General features: G+C 48.4%; 1 protein-coding gene. It reads right to left on the reverse strand.

What is annotated here, in order from left to right; genetic code table 11:
* Positions 1-287: thioredoxin family protein (locus HJY11_RS13540; protein ID WP_208076458.1), on the reverse strand; the 287-nt coding region annotated here is incomplete at both ends.

Below are 287 nucleotides of genomic sequence, written 5' to 3' on the forward strand. Positions count from 1 at the left end.
TTTTTTTGCCAAAGAATACTGTTTCACCGTCGATCACTATACAAGGAACGCTTAGGATTCCGTACTGTTTCTTTTCCTCCGGGAAATATCGAAGATCACACATTGAGGCACTGATCCCTGGATGACAAGAGGCGATCTTCTGCGCTCCCATCACCACCTCCGGACACATGGTACAGGACAGTGAGACGAAGATCTTGAGATCACAGTCCGGAAGTCCCCGGATCTTCTCTGTTAGTTCCCCGGAAATTTCCTTTCCCGGGCCTGCCGTATTATAAAGAGCCGAAAGA

Source organism: Bittarella massiliensis (ex Durand et al. 2017) (assembly GCF_017566145.1).
Classification (GTDB): Bacteria; Bacillota; Clostridia; order Oscillospirales; family Ruminococcaceae; genus Bittarella; species Bittarella massiliensis_A.